Annotated in this window: 14 protein-coding genes; 2 read left to right on the top strand and 12 right to left on the bottom strand. The window is 46.5% G+C overall.

Going from position 1 to position 20,686, the window contains the following annotated elements; translation table 11 throughout:
* Positions 1–247: 247 nt before the first annotated feature.
* Positions 248–4,213, bottom strand: a complete 3,966-nt coding sequence (locus tag CIK80_RS05315; RefSeq protein ID WP_095569121.1) for an AAA family ATPase — start codon at positions 4,211–4,213, stop codon at positions 248–250.
* Positions 4,214–4,279: 66 nt separating this feature from the next.
* On the bottom strand, positions 4,280–5,221 hold the full coding sequence (locus tag CIK80_RS05320) for a hypothetical protein (protein ID WP_095569122.1): 942 nt from the start codon (positions 5,219–5,221) through the stop codon (positions 4,280–4,282).
* A 204-nt stretch (positions 5,222–5,425) separates the two neighbouring features.
* Between CIK80_RS05320 and CIK80_RS05325 the strand changes: the two genes are divergently transcribed.
* Together CIK80_RS05325 and CIK80_RS05330 are read left to right on the top strand one after the other, a co-directional pair.
* Complete coding sequence (locus CIK80_RS05325) at positions 5,426–6,424, top strand: biotin--[acetyl-CoA-carboxylase] ligase (RefSeq protein WP_095569123.1); 999 nt, start codon at positions 5,426–5,428, stop codon at positions 6,422–6,424.
* Between the two features lie 73 nt (positions 6,425–6,497).
* Complete coding sequence (locus CIK80_RS05330; protein ID WP_095569124.1) at positions 6,498–7,226, top strand: pantothenate kinase; 729 nt, start codon at positions 6,498–6,500, stop codon at positions 7,224–7,226.
* Positions 7,227–7,326: 100 nt separating this feature from the next.
* Here CIK80_RS05330 and CIK80_RS05335 read toward each other — a convergent pair whose 3' ends face one another.
* From CIK80_RS05335 to CIK80_RS05380, 10 genes are all read right to left on the bottom strand, one after another.
* Complete coding sequence (locus tag CIK80_RS05335) at positions 7,327–8,514, bottom strand: isovaleryl-CoA dehydrogenase (protein WP_095569125.1); 1,188 nt, start codon at positions 8,512–8,514, stop codon at positions 7,327–7,329.
* A gap of 213 nt (positions 8,515–8,727) precedes the next feature.
* Positions 8,728–9,648 carry a hydroxymethylglutaryl-CoA lyase gene (locus tag CIK80_RS05340; RefSeq protein ID WP_095569126.1) on the bottom strand — a complete coding sequence of 307 codons (921 nt, stop codon included), beginning with the start codon at positions 9,646–9,648 and terminating at the stop codon, positions 8,728–8,730.
* Between the two features lie 13 nt (positions 9,649–9,661).
* A complete protein-coding gene (locus CIK80_RS05345) occupies positions 9,662–11,797 on the bottom strand; it encodes an acetyl/propionyl/methylcrotonyl-CoA carboxylase subunit alpha (RefSeq protein ID WP_095569127.1) in 2,136 nt (711 codons plus the stop codon).
* 114 nt (positions 11,798–11,911) lie between these two features.
* Positions 11,912–12,721, bottom strand: a complete 810-nt coding sequence (locus CIK80_RS05350; protein ID WP_095569536.1) for an enoyl-CoA hydratase/isomerase family protein — start codon at positions 12,719–12,721, stop codon at positions 11,912–11,914.
* 182 nt (positions 12,722–12,903) lie between these two features.
* Positions 12,904–14,514 carry a carboxyl transferase domain-containing protein gene (locus tag CIK80_RS05355; RefSeq protein ID WP_095569128.1) on the bottom strand — a complete coding sequence of 537 codons (1,611 nt, stop codon included), beginning with the start codon at positions 14,512–14,514 and terminating at the stop codon, positions 12,904–12,906.
* Positions 14,515–14,648: 134 nt separating this feature from the next.
* Positions 14,649–16,406 carry an AMP-binding protein gene (locus CIK80_RS05360; RefSeq protein ID WP_095569129.1) on the bottom strand — a complete coding sequence of 586 codons (1,758 nt, stop codon included), beginning with the start codon at positions 16,404–16,406 and terminating at the stop codon, positions 14,649–14,651.
* A 314-nt stretch (positions 16,407–16,720) separates the two neighbouring features.
* Positions 16,721–17,959, bottom strand: a complete 1,239-nt coding sequence (locus tag CIK80_RS05365) for an FAD-dependent oxidoreductase (RefSeq protein ID WP_095569130.1) — start codon at positions 17,957–17,959, stop codon at positions 16,721–16,723.
* 367 nt (positions 17,960–18,326) lie between these two features.
* Positions 18,327–19,046, bottom strand: a complete 720-nt coding sequence (locus tag CIK80_RS05370; protein WP_062845812.1) for an amino acid ABC transporter ATP-binding protein — start codon at positions 19,044–19,046, stop codon at positions 18,327–18,329.
* Between the two features lie 178 nt (positions 19,047–19,224).
* Complete coding sequence (locus tag CIK80_RS05375) at positions 19,225–19,896, bottom strand: ABC transporter permease subunit (protein ID WP_062843779.1); 672 nt, start codon at positions 19,894–19,896, stop codon at positions 19,225–19,227.
* A complete protein-coding gene (locus tag CIK80_RS05380) occupies positions 19,893–20,639 on the bottom strand; it encodes an amino acid ABC transporter permease (protein ID WP_062843778.1) in 747 nt (248 codons plus the stop codon). Before CIK80_RS05380 ends, CIK80_RS05375 begins: the two co-directional genes overlap by 4 nt.
* Positions 20,640–20,686 lie beyond the last annotated feature (47 nt).

Consider the following 20,686-nt stretch of genomic DNA (forward strand, 5'->3'; position numbering starts at 1 on the left):
ATATCGTCACCATATAGTCATCGTTTATCGTCAGCCCGATACACTTGTGTGACGTTGTTATCCGAGCTTTAATGTGTCGTTGGCAGCACTGTATAGTGAGTTCAGTATAAAATTGATACAACGCGGCTGGAATGAGTTTTTTGCAGCCTCTGTCTGCGTAGGCACAGCAAGCAAGAAAAATTCATACCAGTTCCGCGTCGAACTATAATGGTTCTGTTTTATTTAGAATCGACTATATTTATTGCTTTTATTCAGAAATATAGCGTTCGGCTTCATCAAGCGACACGCTGACCAAAGTGGAAATACCAGCGCTTGGCATGGTGACGCCTTTTAATTCATGGGCAATCTGCATCGTCAGCTTATTGTGACTGATAAAGATAAATTGCAAATCGTCGGCCAACTCATGAATCAAACTGGTAAAGCGGGCGACGTTGGCATCATCAAGTGGCGCATCGACTTCATCGAGCACGCAGAATGGCGCAGGATGTTGCTTAAAAATCGCAAAAATTAAACTCAGCGCGGTCAGGGTTTTTTCACCGCCCGATAGCACCGCCAGACGACTGTTGCGCTTACCTTTTGGCTGAGCCATGAGTGTCAGCCCTGCTCGCCACTGCTCTGCTTTGTGTTTGTCCGCAGGAATGTTGGCTGGCATGTCATCAACGCTCAACGTTAAGCTTGCTTGTCCGCCGCCAAAGACTTTGGCAAACAAATTGGCCAGCTCTTGATTGACCGCATCGAGCGTTTGCATAAACAGCGTCTTAGTCGTCTCATCAATCGACGCAATCGCTTGGGTCAAAGTCTCCATACTTGCTGCAATATCTGTGGTCTGCTGCTTAAGCGGCCCTAGGCGCTCGTTAACCTCTGCCAGCTCTGCCACAGCCGCCAGATTGACTGCGCCAATTTTACCTAATTGCTGTTCAAGCTTGGTTCGTTCTTTTTCAAGCTCCATAATCTTGTCTGGACGCACACGGCGATCATGCGCGATGAAATCCGCCAGTAAATTTGAAACACTCATTCGTTGCGGCGGCTGCAAGTTTGACGCCGCTTTATACTTATTACTTGCCTCATAAAATGCAGTGAGCGCGTTCTGCGTTTGGTGACTGATATCTTCTAAACGCGCTGCACTCAACGCCAATTCGGTGGCGTGCTGTGCAAGTGCGCTTTGCTGATTTTGCAGTGTATCTTGCGCCGTCTCTAACTGCGTTTGTTGCTGAGCATACTCTGTCTTAAGCGCTGCCAGTGCCGTTTCGCGCTCTACCAATATGGCTTGCTGCTCATCACGCGCAGTCTGTGTGGTTTGCAATGCCGCTTGTAAGGCGGGCAATTTATGTTGCTGCTGCTCATAACTTGATTTTAGCGCGTGTTCACTTTGTAGCGACTTATCATATTGCTCGGTCGCCCGCACCAGACTGCTGGCGCTATGCTCCAAACGTATCTCGCTTTGCTGAATACGTAGCTGCAACGCTTGCCACGTATCCTCGTCTGCTTGACGCGCGCGCGCAAGCTCACTGCGCTCAGCTTGTAATTGCTGACTGGTTACTCGTGCCTCTAGTATCTTGGGTGTCAGCGCTGCAATCTCGCTGTCAATATGCTGCTGCTCATGATGGAGTGTTTGCTGCTCTTGCATCAACTCTTGCTGCTCTTGTTCGAGAGCCACTTTGTCGCTAATGAGACGCTTACTGTCCGCTTGTAGGCGCTCAAGACTGGCTTGCTGGGTAGTAAGCTGCTGCTGATATTGATGTTTATCACGGGTTAGCTCAGCTGATTGTGCACGCGCTTCTTCTACATGGATGCTCAAAGCATCTTGATCACGCTGGTTTTTGGCAATGGCTTTTGTTTGATCTTCTATCGTTACTTCAAGCTCATTAAGCAATTCTTCTAACGCTTGCAAACGGGTACGCTGCTGCAAACGCTGGGTTAAGAACTGACTATTACTTCCCTCTTGTGTGCCAGCAAATTTGCTAAGGTTGATGGTTCCTTGACGACTGACTATCCATCCGTCAGCAGTGAGCAAAATGGCGGACGCTGGTAGCGCTTTTAAGACCGCTACTAGCGCGTCATATGCTTGCTCGTCATCTGACTCAATCGATGCGGTATACAAATAACAGTGCTGAAACAGCGCCAAGCTGGGCTGCACAATCAATTGGGATAAAGGCCATAATTTGTCAGCCAGTGCTTTTGGTAATGTCTCGGGCAATGGATTGATCAACGTGTCTACTTGACGCGCACTATCTTCACTTTGCTTAGCAGTCTCTAGCCATAAGCTATGACCGGTTTCCAATGTTGACTTACCTTTTGTATCAGCATTCTGACTTTGTGCCACTTGATACGTCAGCAAGTCGCTCATATGAGGCGTGAGCGCCTGCCATAAACTATCCGCTTGTTGAGAATAATCGTTATCATGATTAACACTTGAGTGATGAGTCTTATGAGTGATAAGCACATGACTGTCTAACCATAGCGACAATATGCTATCAAGCAGCGATGCATACGCTTGCCCTGTGGCGCTCAGCTCAATCTGCTCACGTACTGTGGTTATGTCTAGTTCGCTATAACGACCAGCAGCACGATTAGCAACCTTGGTTGTTGACTCCGTCGTTGGTATGGCTTTTTGCTGAGCGCTTGGTACTGGTTTGGGATGCAGTATTTGATGCAGCGTATCGTACTCACCTGCCAATAATGCATGACGCTTTTCATGCTCACTCAATTCGCGCTGCTGTACTTTCAAGGTTTGCAGTAAGTGGTGTGCTTGTGGTTGCAATTCAGACAGACGCTCATCAACGCTGTCTTGTTGTCGCTCAATCTGCTCCAATCGTTTGTTTAACTCACTAACTTGCGTCTCTAATGTCTGGCTCAAAACTTGAGCATTTGACTGATCTTGTGCCTGAGCCTTATCCGATGGTGAGACAGACTGTTGCAGCTGCTGCCATAACTGTTGCCAATTTGCCTGACGGCGTTGCCATTTATCATAACTTTGCTGATAGCGTTTTTGTGATTGGGCGTTAATCGCTTGCTGCTGCTCAAGCGCACGCGCATTGTCTTGCAAGCGGTTTAATTGGTGTTGCGCTTCATGCCAAGCACGCTGCAATGGTTGCTCATTACGCTTATGTGTGTCGCGTTTTTCTGTCAGCTCTATCAGCTGAGGACGCAAAGCTACTACCGTCGTTTGTTGCTCCATTTGCTCAGCGGTTAATCGATCTATCTCACTCAACGTCTGCGCGCGCTGCTGATCCAAACTTACCAATTGCTGCTCAATAGCTGTCAGCTGTGAGGTTACATCGCTTAGTTGATGCTCGACTTTTTGATGAGCGAGCTGCTGCTCATAATGCGCACTTTGCGCGTCGTCCTTTAGCCATTGCTCTTGGTTTATGTGCGCAGCAAGCTTATCTTGTTTGGCTTTTAGCGCCTCATAGCTGGCTTGTAAGGTGGTAACGTCGGCAGCGCTACGCTCATGAGTAAGTTTTTGCTGCTGCTGGTTATGTTTGGCTTGATAGAGCTGCTGAATGGAGAGTTGCTGCTTAATATCGGCAAGCGTCAACGCAATCTCTTCATAGCGCTGGGCATTGGCTGCTTGCTTAGACAGTGTTTTTTGTTGGCGTACCAGCTCGCTTTGCATATCGTGCAGACGGGCTAAGTTTTCTTGCGTTCTCTCTAGCTTTTTTTGTGTCTCTTCACGGCGCGCTTGATAACGCGACACCCCTGCCGCCTCTTCAATAAACTCGCGTAGCTGCATGGGACTGGACTCCACAATACGCCCAATCATACCTTGCTCAATGACCGCGTAACTGCGCGCGCCAAGTCCAGTACCCAAAAACACATCGACCACATCACGGCGGCGACAGCGCGTCCCGTTGATGAAGTAATCTGAGCGTCCTTCCAAGTTTACCTGACGACGGACAGACAGCTCTTGATAGAGATTGAACTCATGACGAATGCCGTTTTGCTCATCTTGCGTGTGCTCAAAGGTCAACTCAACGCTGGCCACACTTTTGGCTGCCTTGTCTTGCGTACCCGCAAAGATGACATCACTCATCGCGCCGCCACGTAGCTGCTTGGCAGAAGTTTCACCCAGCACCCAGCGAATGGCATCAATCACGTTGGATTTGCCGCAGCCGTTTGGCCCGACAATGGCCGTGATACCGTGACGGAAAGTGAAAGTCGTTGGGTTGGCAAAGGATTTGAATCCTGCCAGTTTTAGAGATTTTAAACGCATGAAGGATCAATAAACTTAGCGAAAACAGGCGGCTATTCTACCTGAAATTGTCGTGAGTTTTTAGAGTTAACGTGATAAGTGCATAAACGACTTTGATTGAAGGCTTTGATTGAATCCTTGCAGCAGTTTTTGCTCGACTTGGCAGAGACTATTTTCTGCTAAATAGCAATTGTTAAATTCAATCAACGACTGCCACGTGATACTGGCCACTTCTAAACAATCAACGATATCTAGCAGCTCTTGTCTTAATAAATACTGATATTTTTTGGGTCTTTTGTGGCATAGCGCAAGCTCTCGGTCTACCAAGCATTGCTTATTGCTCTCTAACGCGCTACCACCAATAAATAACAATAAAAACTTGGCACCTTTATCGATAAAACCTTTTTCGAGCAAGTGCTCGTACATCAAGCAATACTTGAGGAGTTGATCGGGGTTTTTTCTGCCGTTGAATTTTAATTCATTGGCGACCAGTAGATTCGATTGATGGTTATAGGCCAAGTTGTCCATATACATGGCTTTTAGCTCGGTACTCGCTTCAAAAATCCCGCTATTACCATGAGTCGACCACGAAGCACCTTGCTCAAAGCGCATAAATTGTCCGTAAAACTGATCTAAATAGTTGTCGCTGCACAGACTTAAAAAAATATCGAGCTCTTTATTCAGATACTCTTCAGAAAAAAACGTGATTCGGCGTACGGCTTCGCGAGCACTGCAAATACCCATCGTCTGCTTTGAATACGTCTCTAATTGCTCAGACTCACTCATTTTATGATTCAGTTTTTTACTGACGATGCTCTCTATTTCTTCCACCTCTTTATCTTTTAGCTCAGGCGCCGTTGCCCATTCAATGATTTGGCGTACATATTGTTTTTTGCTCACACCAAGAATCCGCTGCGGCTCCCACACCAAAAACTCTACTATGTTAGATAGCCCCATCGTCCATGGCATAGACTCTTTTAAATGGCTCATTGAACCAAAAACACGGCGATATTTTTCTGTCGCTTTCATACCAATAATGATTCCAGTTTAATTTTGAAGTTTTTACCAAGATTTTTATCACAACCACTGGCGCGCGCTCAAGATGATTTATATTTGCCAAATGGTAACCTGACCTTTATGCTATCTACTTTATACTGTTCACTCATGACAATTTGACAACCGCTCAGTATACCAAAGTTTCCCTATATTACTGCCATCACATCGACCAAATTTATGCCATTATCTGCCCCTCAATCTCACTGTTTATCCGTACCCGAGTCACTTACGCTTGATCATTTGCCAGAGCTTAACCACCGACATCTTGTAATCAGCGGCTCGACCAACAGCGAGCTTATCGATGCTCTGCAAACTGGTGCATTAGACACGACCAAAATGCATCTATTGACCGCAGAAACGCAAAGCTCAGGTCGTGGTCAGCACGGACGCTCATGGCAATCACCACATGGTAATGTCTATCTGTCTTTATATCATCCAATGCCCATGCCAATCAGTGGGCTGCTGTCTTTAATCATTGGGCTTGAGCTGGCAAAAATGCCCGTTATTCAAACGCTAAATGAGCAATTGCGCGCACAAGGCTTGGCGACCATTGGTGTAAAATGGGCCAATGATTTGGGCTTTTATCAACTTTCTGATAAGCCTCAAAACCACTCTCGACAGCAAGATCAATCCACTCTGGGTGACTCTAAACCCACCGGACAAACACTCCCTTTTAATAAGCTAGCAGGGATTTTAATAGAGCCCGTCACGCAATCTGGCAAACTGGTGGGCGTCGTGATGGGCATCGGTCTCAATGTCAAAGCTGCGCCCAAACTGACAGCACAAACGTCTGAGGGAATGAGTTATAAGGCTATGAGCTTGCAAGATATCTGCGAGTGCTTACCCCCAAACGCGGTGACGCTACCGAGCTTGCGTGTGCTTTATCAGCAGATGAGCAAGACATTGATGGCAGCGATGACACGCTTTGAACATCTGGCATTAGAGAAACCCACTGGTCACACCTATTATTTAGACAGTTTTTTGGAGCAATTTAGTTCGATGGATGCGCTGGCCGGTCTGCGCTTACGCGTCACTCAAGACCATAGTAATGAAGCACAAACCGTGACTGGTTTTGCTTGCGGTATTGATACACATGGGTGTTTGCAATTACGCCAAGATGACGGTAAGATTTCTGCGCTTTTTACCGGACGCATCGACGTTATTCATCAGGTTTAAACCACCTATTTCATGAGCACTCACGTGAGCCACGTATCTATTGATCATGGCGTCACTATATAAAGGGATTTTTATGCTCTGGCTTGATCTTGGGAACACTCGTCTTAAATATTGGCTCACTGATGACATTGGGCAGATAGTGGCGCATGATGCCAAACAGCATCTGCAAGCCCCTGCTGAATTGCTGATGGGTCTGACCGATCGCTTTGAGCGTTATGCCCCTGATTTTATTGGCATCTCCTCTGTGCTGGGTGACGATTTGAATATGAAGGTGTCAGATACGTTAGGCCGTCTCAATACGCCGTTTGAATTTGTCCACGTCGATGCAGCACACCCACTGATGAAAAGTGCCTATAATGATAAGCAGCTGGGCTGTGATCGCTGGCTACAAATGCTGGGCGCCGTCGATAAGAAAAAACGCCAATGTATCATCGGTTGTGGCACCGCAGTGACGATCGATTTGATTGATCATGCGGAGCATTTGGGCGGTTATATCTTCCCCAGTATCTACCTGCAACGTGAGTCGTTGTTTTCAGGTACCAAGCAAATCACCATCTCTAATGGCACGTTTGATAGCGTCGGTCAAGGGATGACCACACAGGATGCAGTCCATCGCGGAATACTCTTATCGATTGTTGGTGCCATCAATGAGACCAGCCATCGTCATCCAAACTTTGAGCTGATTATGACCGGCGGTGATGCATCTATCATTGCCCAGCACATCAATCGCCCAGTACGATTGCGTGATGATCTATTGTTAAATGGGCTGGCGCGTTATTTTGATCATACCAAGCAGTCGTAATACTTAACAGATACTTTTATATTGAAAATAAAAAAAGCAGTACGTGTGAGGCGTACTGCTTTTTTGGTTTATAAAAGTTGGATATATTTTATAGCTCAGGTTACTTGGTCTCGTTAAACAGCTCACGACCGACCAGCATACGGCGAATCTCACTGGTGCCTGCACCAATCTCATACAGTTTGGCATCACGCCAAAAACGTCCAAGCGGATACTCATTGGTGTAGCCATTACCACCAAATATCTGAATGCCCTCACCTGCCATCCATGTGGCTTTTTCGGCACACCATAAAATCACGCTAGCACAGTCTTTGCGCACTTCTCTACTATGACCGGCACCTCGCGCATCCAACATATCGAGATTTTTACCCACGGTGTATAAAAAGCTGCGACCTGCTTGCAGGATAGTATACATGTCGGCGACTTTGCCTTGGATAAGCTGGAACTCTCCAATCGCTTGACCGAACTGCTTACGGTCGTGGATATAAGGAACGACATTGTCCATGACCGCTTGCATGATGCCGATAGGACCTGCGGCCAATACGGCACGCTCATAATCTAGCCCACTCATGAGTACCTTGACGCCTTCATTGAGACCGCCCAAAATGTTTTCACTTGGGACTTCAACGTTGTTAAAGGTCATCTCACCTGTATGGCTACCGCGCATGCCGAGCTTGTCTAGCTTTTGCGCGGTACCAAAGCCTTCCATGCCTTTTTCGACAATAAAGGCGGTCATGCCTTTGGCACCAAGCTCAGGATTGGTCTTGGCATAGACCACCATCACATCAGCATCAGGGCCGTTGGTGATCCACATTTTGCTGCCGTTCAATATGTAGCTGCCGTCTTTTTCTTCGGCTTTGAGCTTCATACTGACGACATCAGAGCCTGCGCCCGTTTCACTCATCGCCAGCGCACCGATGAACTCGCCACTGATGAGCTTTGGTAAATATTTTTGTTTTTGTGCCTCAGAGCCATTACGTTTGATCTGATTGATACACAAGTTAGAATGCGCGCCATAGCTCAAAGCGACAGATGCCGATGCACGGCTGATCTCTTCCATTGCGACCATGTGGGCGACATAACCCATGTTGGAGCCGCCATACTCTTCAGGCACCGTAATGCCATGTAGACCTAAATCGCCCATTTTTTGCCACAGATCCATTGGAAACTCATCACTACTATCAATCTCACTGGCACGCGGCGCAATTTCATTGGCGGCAAACTGCTGGACGACGTCACGTAATGCATCAATATCTTCGCCAAGTTGAAAATTCAATCCGGGTAAACTCATAACCATTCCTTGTTTTTTGATATTTTATTTTTGAAACTTTAATCTTTATTTGCCTAGTTTATAAGCGATTATAATAGGAGAAGTACCTTTATCATGATGTACTGCTAGTATAATTTTTCTTGCTTGCTGCGCCTCCGCAGACAGAGGCGACAAAAATTTATTCTAGCAGCACTGTATTCCTTTTATGATAAATATAATTGAGAATAATTATGATTAAGACTGACGCTTATTGATTAAAGCACGGGCGACGTTTGAGCCATTAATGCGACCTAAGAATGCACTGATACGCTCGCCCGCGATTACCAATTTTTCCAAATCAATTCCCGTACTGATACCCATGCCATGTAGCATATACACCACATCTTCGGTCGCAACGTTACCTGTGGCACCTTTGGCATATGGACAGCCGCCCAGTCCAGCGACGGATGTATCAAACTCACTGACGCCCATTTGTAACGCGGCTAAGGTATTACTGAGTGCCTGACCGTAAGTATCATGAAAGTGCCCAGACAACATCGCAATATCAGTATACTCAAGGGCTGCTTGTAACGCTCGCTGCACCTTGAGCGGTGTACCAACACCAATCGTATCAGCAATACCGATTTGCTCTGAACCAATCTCAACTAAGCGTTTGGTCACATACGCCACTTGGCTCGGATCAATCTCGCCTTCATAAGGACAACCGACCGTACAAGAGATGACGCCACGTACTTTGATGCCTTGAGCCTTTGCCGCAGCAGCAACGGGCGCAAAACGCTCAATGCTTTCATCGATACTACAGTTGATGTTTTTTTGGCTAAAGGTTTCACTGGCTGAGCCAAAAATCACGATTTCATCAGGACGATGTACGATGGCATTGTCAAAACCGCGCATGTTAGGCACCAGTACTGAATAACATATATCTGACTGTCTGCTAGGCGCCAGCGCTTCTAAAAGCGCGCTATTGTCGCTCATTTGTGGCACCCACTTTGGCGACACAAAACTGGTCGCTTCAAGCTTTTTGATGCCAGCGTTAATCAAGTCAGTAATCAATGCTTGTTTGACGGCTGTCGGCACGGTCATGGATTCGTTTTGTAAGCCATCACGTGGGCTAACATCGACGATTGAAACATGATCTGGGTACGAGATATTCATTTTTTCATCCTTTTTACTGACTGTCGCTACTATCACTACCATTGTCGATGCGCAACAATTCATCGCCATCGGCGACCAAATCGCCCGCTACAAATAACAGCTCTGCCACCATGCCATCTGTCGGTGCGGTGATGGTGTGTTCGATTTTCATGGCTTCGATGACGGCAAGCGGTTCGCCTTTTTTAACCGCATCTCCAACTGCGACTTTAAAAGCAACTACTTGTCCCGGCATCGGTGATTTTAAGCTGCCAACGGCTGCCGTCTCCTCACCCACATGCGCCATGATATCAATCAGTGTGATCTCATCACGGCCACCATCTGTAAACACATGAACCGTCTCATGATTCACCCAGCTCTGCGCACTGATGCGAGTATCCTCTAACCATAAGGTATGAGTGTGAGCATCACGGCTGTCATAGCTTACTTGCCCTTTGTAGATAGGGTTTCCTGACACCTCTGTACTTATGGTTTGAGTATCTATATTGCTGTCGATATTGGTTTTCTCAATGGTAAGATCGAAACTACTGAGCGCTTTTGTGCCTTTTTTGCTATCTGCGCAGTCCGCATTATGCCAGTTGCTGATACGAGCAAGGTATGACTGTTCATTGTAGATTAGGCTAAATGAGCGGCTATAATCGCTATAAGCACGAAAGCCTGTCGCTTTACTAAATGGATCGTTGTTTGTCTTTTGCATTGCGGCTTCACTGGCAAGCTGCTGCGCAATCGCCGTCACTACCAACGTCGATAAACTCACAGGATGCTGATCAAAAAGTACGTCATGCTCACGCTCAATCAGTGCGGTATCCAGATTGGCTTTGCTGAACGAATCAGTATTTAAAATATGGCGTAAAAATGCCACGTTGTTTGGCAGGCCAACGATACGCGTCTGCGCCAATGCGCGATCAAGCTTAGCCAGCGCTTGCGCACGTGTGGGTGCATGAACAATCAGCTTGGCAATCATAGAGTCGTAGAACGGACTGATAACATCACCCTCGCGTACCCCATCATCGATACGCACGTCAGCGCCGCTTTTATTAAAGGCAAAGGTGCTATGATCTGGTTTTTGATAAGTAAATAATGTACCCGTCGCTGGCAAAAAGTTATTGTCAGGGTTTTCAGCGCAGATACGGGCTTCAATCGCATGACCCTTGATGACCAGCTCGTCTTGTGTTTTGGGCAAAGGCTGACCTGATGCGACCAATAATTGCCACTCAACCAAATCGACTCCCGTAATGGCTTCACTAACAGGGTGCTCTACTTGCAAGCGCGTATTCATCTCCATGAAATAAAAATTCATAGAGTCTTCACGCTGCTCAACGATGAATTCAACCGTACCTGCACCCACGTAATCTACCGCACGTGCTGCTTCAATTGCCGCTGTTCCCATCGCTTCACGCATGGCCGCATCAACTCCCGGTGCTGGCGCTTCTTCTAGCACTTTTTGATGGCGACGCTGCACAGAGCAATCACGCTCAAACAGATGCACATAATTGCCATGCGTATCACCAAATACTTGGATTTCAATATGGCGTGGCTTTAAAGCATATTTTTCGACCAATACTTGATCGTTACCAAAGCTGGTAATGGCTTCACGGCGACAAGAATCTAGCAAATCAATAAAATCATGGCTTTGCTCAACGATGCGCATGCCTTTACCGCCGCCACCAGCGCTTGCTTTAATCAAGACAGGATAACCAATACTGTCCGCTTGCGCTCGCAAAAACGCGGCATCTTGATTGTCACCATGATAGCCGGGTATCAAAGGCACACCAGCAGCTTCCATCAAACGCTTGGATTCAGACTTACCGCCCATCGCACGAATGGCATCAGCAGATGGCCCGATAAAGATCAAGCTGGCATCTTGGCAAGCCTGAGCGAAGTCGGCATTTTCGCTTAAAAATCCATAACCAGGATGAATGGCCTCAGCACCCGTTTCCTTAGCAATCGCAATGATGGCATCGCCTTTAAGGTAGCTGTCTTTGGGTGCTGAGCCGCCTAAATAGATAGCCTCATCACAGACCGCCACATGTTTGGCGCTGCGGTCTGCATCAGAATACACAGCGACGGTTTGAATACCCAGACGCTTGGCAGTGGCAGCCACTCGGCAAGCAATTTCACCACGATTGGCGATTAGAATTTTAGAAAACATAACGATCCCTGTGTCTTGTCATTTTTATTGATTATAGATACTAAGCGTAGCGGCGCATGGTCACACCTACCTGTTTTAAACTTTTTATTGTCCAGTTTGTTATTCAGATACTGGTTATTCAGGTACTGTCAACCAATCAGGCTTACGCTTTTGCAAAAACGCTTGTACGCCTTCCTTACCTTGTGTTGATGCGCGGATATCAGCAATTCCTTTGACAGTATCCGCAATCAAGTCATCCGTGATAGGCGCGCCTGCTATGTCATGCAATAGGTTTTTGCAGGTTTTGACCGCATCGGGACTGTTTTTGACTATTTTGGCACACAGCGTCGCCACTTCATCTTTTAGCCATTCTTCACTCACACGCTCATGGATAAAACCAAGCTGACGCGCTTTTTTGGCATCGAATACTTCGGCGCTCAAGAAATAACGCTGCGCGGCTCTAGCGCCCATCGCTCTGATGACATAAGGGCTGATAGTAGCAGGCGCGAGTCCTAAACGCACTTCGCTAAGACAGAAGTTTGCAATCTTAACCGCGATGGCGATATCACAGACGGCGACCAAGCCCATGCCACCGGCATAAACATCACCTTGAATGGCTGCAATCGTGGGTTTAGGACATTGATAAATGGTCTTAAGCATTTGCGCCAATTTGTCCGCATCTGCTAAGTTCTCTTCATGGCTGTAATCTGCCATCGCGCGCATCCAATTCAGATCGGCACCGGCACAAAACACCTTGCCAGCCGCCGCTAATACAATGACTCGCACCTCATCATTAGCACCCAAATGAGTAAACACCTCAGTCAACTCGCTAATCATGTCATCATTAAAGGCGTTACGTATCTCAGGACGATTCAACTTCACGGTAGCCACGTGCTGCTCGATAGTAACTAGTAAACTTTTATAATTATTTGTCTCTTTTTGCATAACTCTCTCTTTTTTTCGCGCTGTTATTGTATTTTGATAAAATCCTAGGGCTAAGAGATTCTGTTGCTCAGCCCTATCTGTCGACCACACGCCACTATAAGCGTAAATTTTGACTTCTTGATGACGGATAAGCTTAATCACTGACATTGCCAATCGTGATTTTTAAGCAAGCCTTTACACAGCTACATTCTAAAAACACCAAAAGTCGTCTCTTCTATCGGGGCGTTATACGCCGCGCTTAGTCCTAACGCCAGTACATGACGTGTGTCAGCAGGGTCAATCACCCCATCGTCCCAAAGACGCGCGGTGGCATAATAGGGATGACCTTGTTTTTCGTACATCTCACGAATCGGTGCTTTAAAGGCAGCTTCGTCCTCGTCACTCCACGCCTCGCCTTTACGATCGAAGTTATCACGTTTGACCGTTGCCAACACCGACGCTGCTTGCTCGCCGCCCATCACAGAGATACGAGCATTTGGCCACATCCATAAGAAACGCGGACTATAAGCACGACCACACATACCATAGTTGCCAGCCCCAAACGAGCCACCGACGATAACGGTGAATTTTGGCACTTTGGCGTTGGCAACTGCCATGACCATTTTGGCACCATGACGCGCAATGCCTTCGTTTTCGTATTTGCGACCGACCATAAAGCCTGTGATATTTTGTAAAAAGATTAAAGGAATTTTGCGTTTGCAACACAGCTCAATAAAGTGCGTGCCCTTTTGGGCAGACTCACTGAATAAGATGCCGTTGTTGGCAATAATGCCGACTGGCATACCTTCAATATGGGCAAAGCCACAGACTAAGGTTGTCCCAAAGCGTGCTTTGAATTCATCAAAAGCGCTATCATCAACGATACGGGCGATGATTTCTCTGATATCAAATGGCTTGCGCTTGTCTGTGGGAATGATACCGTACAGCTCTTTGGCATCGAAACGCGGTGGACGCGGCGTGATTTGATTCGGTATGTTTTTGGCAGGACGATTCAAGTGGCTAACAATATTACGAGCAATCGATAAGGCATGCGTATCGTTTTGTGCCAAATGATCGACCACGCCCGACAGACGAGTATGGACATCACCGCCGCCTAGATCTTCTGCTGTAACCTCTTCACCTGTGGCAGCTTTGACCAGTGGCGGCCCACCCAAAAAGATAGTTCCTTGGTCTTTGACAATAATGGACTCATCACTCATCGCTGGCACATACGCCCCGCCAGCCGTACAGCTACCCATCACCACCGCAATCTGTGGAATACCTGCGGCACTGAGATTGGCTTGATTAAAAAAGATACGGCCAAAATGTTCCTTATCAGGGAACACGTCATCTTGATTGGGCAAATTGGCACCGCCCGAATCGACTAAATACACGCAAGGCAAATGATTTTCTTGCGCGATTTCTTGCGCGCGTAGATGCTTTTTGACGGTCATGGGGTAATAAGTGCCGCCTTTTACCGTGGCATCATTACAGACGATCATACACTCGACGCCATTGATACGGCCAATACCGGCAATGACGCCTGCCGCTGGGATATCTTCACCATACATGTCGTGCGCTGCCATTGGCGCAACCTCCAAAAACGGCGTGCCCACATCGAGCAAACGCTCAACTCGCTCGCGTGGTAGCAGCTTACCGCGCGATAGATGTTTGGCGCGTGCACGTTCTGATCCGCCCTGAGCAACTTTGCGCAGGTGCACATATAAGTCGTCAACGATCGCTTGCATGGCAGCACTGTTTTGCTGAAATTCAGTAGCATTTGGACTCAGTTTACTGGTGATAATAGTGCTCATGATATCCCTTTTTCTTTGATACATAGATACGTAAATGCGAGTGGCTTTTTGTATGAATGACGCCAACTGCTATTTTTAAGTATTACTCACATAGTTCATCTTTAGTGTTTTAGCGTTGATAAGTAGGAGTAAGCTTACGACAAACCCAACTCTTCTTTCATTTGCTCAATGATTTTATATTTCTGAATCTTGCCCGTGATGGTCATGGGATATTCCGTCACGAATCGATAGTAGGTAGGCACTTTATAATGGGCAATGTGCTCACGACAGAATTGACGCACTTCTTCCTCGGTCAGACTGTCCGGCTCTTTTGCAATAATCCATGCCGCCAATACTTCGCCATAACGCTTGTCCGGTACGCCAACGATTTGTACGTCACGAATTTTGGGATGACGGTATAGATAGTTTTCAATTTCTACTGGATAGATATTTTCTCCGCCGCGAATGACCATGTCTTTGCTACGACCAACGATTTTGACATAACCCTCTTCGTCCATCGTTGCCAAATCCCCTGTCAGCATCCAGCCATCTTTAATGGCCTCGCGCGTCTTAAAACGACTGCCCCAATAGCCCTTCATCACAGAATACCCTCGGGTGAGTAGCTCGCCTGTCTCGCCAAGTGGCACTATCTCACCTGTCTCGGTATCGACGACTTTTACCTCAAGCGCTGGCTGCACCAATCCAACAGTCGATACTTGCTTCTCAAGTGGCGTGTGTTCGTTAGTCTGACAAGACACTGGACTGGTCTCGGTCATGCCATAAGCGATCGTCACCTCGCTCATGTGCATCTTATCGATGACGCGGCGCATGACTTCTATCGGACAGCTAGAACCTGCCATGATGCCTGTGCGCAAGGTCGATAAATCAAAATTATCAAATTCAGGATGATCAAGTTCGGCAATAAACATCGTTGGCACACCATGCAAGCCCGTGCATTTTTCGTTTTCGACTGCTTGCAAGACAGATAACGGCTCAAAACCGTCGTTTGGATAAACGATGCAGCCACCATGCGTGAGAATGGCGAGATTACCAAGTACCATACCAAAACAATGATATAAAGGAACGGGGATGCAGAGTCTGTCTTCTTCAGTGAGATTCATGGCCTCACCGATAAAATAACCGTTATTTAAAATATTACGATGGCTGAGCGTTGCCCCTTTTGGCGTACCCGTCGTCCCACTGGTAAACTGCACATTAATAGCGTCGGTGTTTTTAAGCTGTGCTTGACGCGCTGCCACTCTTGGATCGTTGGCATCGCCTTCACGCATCCACACCGAGAACTTTTGCATAAAGCCGAATTCTTCGTCGCTGTCTGGCTCATCAATCCAAATAATGCGCTCAATCGTTGGAATCTCAACCAAATCAAGCTGCGTATAATCTTTATGATAAATCTCAGGGCACAGCTCTCGAATCAAGCTGGCATAATCACTGCTTTTGAAATGGCGCATGAGCACTAGCGCCGAACAGCCCAGTTTATTCAGCGCGTATTGCAGCTCAAAGGTACGATAGGCAGGATTGATATTGACTAAGATAACGCCGACTTTGGCAGTCGCAAGTTGCATCAATAGCCATTCAGCATTGTTATGTGACCAAATGCCAATACGATCGCCAATCTCAAGTCCCATCTCAATCATGCTGCTGGCCAATTGATTGACTTGTTGTTGTAGCTCTCGATAGGTCCAACGAATATTTTGATGGCATGACACCAGTGCTTCACGCTCAGGATATTTAAAGACAATAGCGTCAAAAAAGTCGCCAATGGTCGCTTCAATCAGCGGTACATCAGGGCCTTTATCATAACTTTGAGTAAGCGGGGCATTGGCTGAGCGCGCGCCCATATTAATACTAGGGATAGTATTGAGGATGTTTTCAAAATCAGGGGTTTGAGTCATAACGAGTCCTTTCGTTTTACTTTTATGGTACTTATCAATAGCTTAAAATAAATCACTCTTCCTTGAACAGCTCTTACATAACGTCAATTACTATACCGCCATAAACGAAAGACTGTCAATAATAGCAATACAAAATGTATCATTTAATTGAGGGGTTAAATTATAGCGTTCATTAAAGATACCATAAAAACATGACGAATATTTGACACAAAAAAGCCAGTCATACTATTTCAGTATGACTGGCTTAGTCGTGAGAGACGACGATCAAACAGCTGCCTTATTGAGCTTCATGCTTTTGGATATGATGACTGCCTTTACGCGCTGGGTGTTGCTGGTGCTTTGATAGTCACGGTGGCGCTAACCTCATTATTATCGTCAAACAATTCCATGACTAGCTCATCATCGCTTTCGCTCTTAATTTGCCAATTGCCATTCGCCTGCGGTACACCCGTTGCCATGACAGAGATAGCCTTGTTTTTTAGGCGTATCATGGGCGGTTTATGATCATAGCCACCATGTTCTAGACCTAAGATATCATCAGCAATAGTCGCCGCCTGCGCACGCAATGGTGCGACGTAGCGACAAGCAACCCCATTGATCGACATGCAATCGCCAATGGCATAAATATTGTCGGCATGGGTACGTAATGTGGGTGCATCAACCACGATACCGGTACGGCGATCGAACTCAACGCCTGCAGCGGTTGGTAATTTATCATCAACGGTCAAACCAGTACTGGCAATCACATGGTCAACTACCACTGTTTGAGACGATGAGTCATTATTGCCGTCTGAGGATGATGCTATCGGCTCATAGCTGACTTGTAGCTTACCGATACTCTCATGAGCCTCATCGCCATCATTAATACGACGAACGCCAGACACCTGATAACCACCCAAAAAGTTAATGCCCTGTGATTGCACCGCTTTGGCGATACGAGCCGTCGCTTTTGCTGGAAGCATTTGCGAGAGTGGCGCGTCATTTAGGTCAATTAAGGTTACCTGATGACCTGCCTTGAGTAAGTCTTCGGCAATCTCAGTACCGACCATGCCAGCGCCTACAATGGCCACATGCTGACTACCAGTCGCAAGCTTTTCTTGCAGCTGCCCAAAGCGCTCAATATGGTTGACGTGCCAGACCAAATCCTCTGGTAAGCTTTTTGGGAAAATGGGATGGGCACCCATTGCCAGCACCATTTTATCATAGCCAAGAGAGGTCGGTGCGCCTGTCGAATCGGTCGTATCAAGCTGTATGGTTTGCGCCACAGGATCAATATCGACAACATGAGTATTGGCCAGTAATGTGACTTGCGCCGCCTCTGCCGCATCAGTGCCAGTTGCGCGTACCAAGTCTGAGGCGCGTTTGTTTTGGCTAATTGCCATCGTAAGCATGGGTTTATGATAACGATCGCCACTGTCAGTCGTGACCAACGTGATTGGAATCTCTTTGTCTTTTGCACGAATGGCATCGATAACATGCCAACCTGCCAAGCCTGCTCCGATAATGACGACACCATTGTCTGATGATGTTACCGATAGGGTTTCTGCGTTCATAGTAGCTCCAGTATCAATAAGGGATTATTTTAATTATCAAAAATCATGGCAGCCATTGTACCAGTAAACAGACATTCACTCACCTCAACAGTTACATGTACTAATTGCAAATAGTCAATCACACAAAAAAGCGCCTATAAATAGACGCTTTTTATTAGACAGCTCATAGATAAGTTAAATAGACACTGCAAATATCAACATATAGATAATCCACTATAAAATGCAAAAAGCGCTACTGAAATAAATTTTGCGTCGCCTCTGTCTGCGAAGGCACAGCAAGCAAGAAAAATTTGTTTCAGTAGCGCGTGTCAGTCGCACGTAATAATGTGTGACCCTTTTTGTTTAGGACTGACCATAACGCAAGTTATTAATGGTTGAGAATTTTCGATAAGAACATTTGCGCACGCTCACTTTTTGCACCTTCAAAGAACTCATCTTTACTACAGTTTTCGACGATATTGCCCTCATCCATAAAGATGATTCGGTTGGCTACCTGACTGGCAAAACCCATCTCGTGCGTCACACACATCATGGTCATGCCATCACGAGTCAGCTCCACCATGACATCAAGTACTTCCTGAATCATCTCAGGGTCAAGCGCCGACGTTGGTTCGTCAAACAGCATTGCCACCGGATCCATCGCAAGCGCACGAGCGATTGCCACACGTTGCTGCTGGCCACCAGACAGCTCGGCTGGATATTTGGCGGCTTGTACCGTCAGACCAACGCGATCTAGATACGCCATTGCTTTTTGCTTGGCTTCAGACTCTTTGCGTCCCAACACCTTGATCTGCGCCACTGTCAAATTATCGATAATGGTCAGATGCGGAAACAACTCAAAGTGCTGAAACACCATCCCAACGCGGCTACGCAATTGAGGCAAATTGGTTTTTGGGTCACCGACAGAGATGCCATTGACCATGATTTTACCTTTTTGAAAAGGTTCCAATCCGTTGGCTGTCTTGATCAGAGTGGATTTACCACTACCCGATGGGCCGCAAACAACCACCACATCGCCCTTATGAACGTGGGCGGTACAGTCTTTTAGTACTTGGAAATCGCCATACCATTTGCTGACTTCACTCATTTGAATGACTATCTCGTCACTCGCATGACCATTATTGGTGACCAGTCCACCAAAAGCGTTTATATACGTATCAGCATTACTCATCACTGGCTCCTAACCACATTATTTTTGATAATTGTTATTGATAGTCGCTACTCAATAAAAGTGTTAACACGAAAAAGCTGGTACAAAAACGGTCTTAAAATCTTAACCGTTTTTGTAGCTGCTGTACGCCAATAGACGCACTCAAACTGATGATGAAGTAAATCGCGCCAGCGCCTAAGATATAAGGCGTGAGCAGTCCCATTAATTCGCCGCGGACATAGGCTGCACGGAAAAAATCTGTCAAGCCAATGGCAAATACCAGTGTCGTGTCTTGGAATAAAATAATACATTGCTGCAAAATCAATGGCAGCATTTTTCGAAACGCTTGTGGCAAAATTACCAGACGCATGGTCTGACCATAAGTCATGCCAAGCGCTTTTGCAGCATTGACCTGCCCGCTACCAATCGACTGAATACCTGCTCGTACCACTTCTGAGAAGTAAGCAGCCTCAAACATCATAAAGGCCACCACACAAGACGCAAAAGCGGCATCAAGTTGCAGATATTTGCCAGCTATCCAAAAATAAATCATCGGTACGGCAAAATAAAACCAGAGCAACACCAGCAGCAGCGGCACTGAACGGAAATAGTTGACGTACAATTTTGCAGGTATCTCAAGGGCTTTGATACCAGACAAACGCATCAATGCCAGTATTGTTCCTAAACTGATACCACCAATAATGGCCAACACCAGCACTTTCAAGGTGGTCATCATGCCGCCCATCAGGCCGGGATAAGCGGTTGCCAATTCGGTCATCATATTCATTTGCGACCTCCTGCAATCAGTCCAGGTACGCGCAGTTTACGTTCAATGAAACCCATAATTGCAATCAAAGACAGATTGAATACCAAATAGATAATTGTCGCGTACGTATAGATCTCAATACTATTTTGAGTATATTCACTGATGGTTTTGGTTTGACTGATCAGCTCCATAACCCCAACCAGCGACGCAACGGACGCGTTTTTAAAGCAGTTGGTCAACTCAGAGCTAAGCGGCGGCAAAATAATACGAAAGGCTTGCGGTAATAACACTTCTTTATAAACTTGTGAGACATTAAAGCCAAGTGCATAAGCGGCATTGACCTGTCCTTTCGGCAATGATTCGATACCAGTACGCACCTGTTCGACAATACGAGCAGCAGTAAACAAACCAAGACCAATACTCGCCGATAACATAGCTGATGTATTTGGCGATAAGTCTTTATACCACCAATCTTGAATCGCAGGTGTAAGCCATCCAGGGGCAATATAAAACCAAAAAAACAGTTGAACGAGCAAGGGAATATTACGAAAAAATGTCACATAAGCCGTACCGATTGCACGAGCTGTCTTGTTGGGTAAGGTACGCATGATGCCAAAGATGGTACCCACAACCATGGCGATAGCCCATGCGATACTGCCAATCAACAACAACCAGCCAAGACCGGTAATTATCCAGTGGATATACAGCTCATTACCGATGCCAGTTTGCTCAAAGAGCACACCCCAGTTCCAGCTATAATTCATGATTGTCTCTCCGAGCAACGATTAAAAAGCTCACGTATCAGCTTGAC

The sequence above is a fragment of the Psychrobacter sp. JB193 genome, assembly GCF_002285555.1.
Taxonomy (GTDB): domain Bacteria; phylum Pseudomonadota; class Gammaproteobacteria; order Pseudomonadales; family Moraxellaceae; genus Psychrobacter; species Psychrobacter alimentarius.